Annotated in this window: 1 protein-coding gene; it reads left to right on the top strand. The window is 79.0% G+C overall.

Translation table 11 applies throughout. The features are described 5' to 3' along the window. Positions 1-101: 101 nt before the first annotated feature. A partial coding sequence (locus U9R90_RS36645; protein ID WP_411061842.1) for an Rv3654c family TadE-like protein occupies positions 102-662 on the top strand: 561 nt, incomplete at its 3' end.

The following is a 662-nucleotide window of genomic DNA, read 5'->3' as shown; positions in this document are numbered from 1 at the left end:
CCGGGGCCGGGGGCGCTGTCCCTGGGGCTGCGGTCCGAGGCGGTGGCGCTGGCCGAGGACAGCGTGGGGGCGGGCGCAGGAGAGGGCGGAGGAGAGGGCGGATGAGAGTGGGTGACGACCGGGGGTCGGCGACCGTGTGGGTGGTCGTGGTGGCGGGCGCGCTGAGCGTCGTGTTCGGCGCCGTGTTGTTGCTCGGCCAGGCGGTCCTGTCCCGCCACCGGGCGGGCGGTGCCGCTGACCTGGCGGCGCTGGCGGCGGCGGACCACGCGCTACGGGGCCAGGGCCCGGCCTGCGCCGGGGCCGTGCGGGTGGCTCGGGCACAGGGCGCCGAGGTGCTGCGGTGCACGGTCCAGGGGGAGATCGCCGATGTGAGGGTGCGAGCGCGGGCCGGGCCCTTCAACTCGGAGGTGCGCTCCCGCGCGGGGCCCGCCACGGCGGCGGTGCGGGCTCGTGCGGGACCCGACGCGAGGGTGCAGGCGCAGGCGGGACCTGACGCGGTGGTGCGGGCGCGGGCTGGATCTGACGCGAGGGTGTGGGCGCGAGCCGGACCCGAGGCGGTGGTGCGGGCGCAAGCAAGACCCGACGCGGCCGTTGCCCGGGGCGGGGTGCCTAGGGGGCGTCTCCCCGATCTTCGCGGGCCCGCGACGCCTGGCACGCGCCCC

The sequence above is a fragment of the Streptomyces sp. E11-3 genome (assembly GCF_046540415.1).
In the GTDB taxonomy this organism is placed as follows: domain Bacteria; phylum Actinomycetota; class Actinomycetes; order Streptomycetales; family Streptomycetaceae; genus Streptomyces.
The sequence above is the reverse complement of the archived record's forward strand: the minus strand, read 5'-3'. Positions and strand labels throughout refer to the sequence as shown.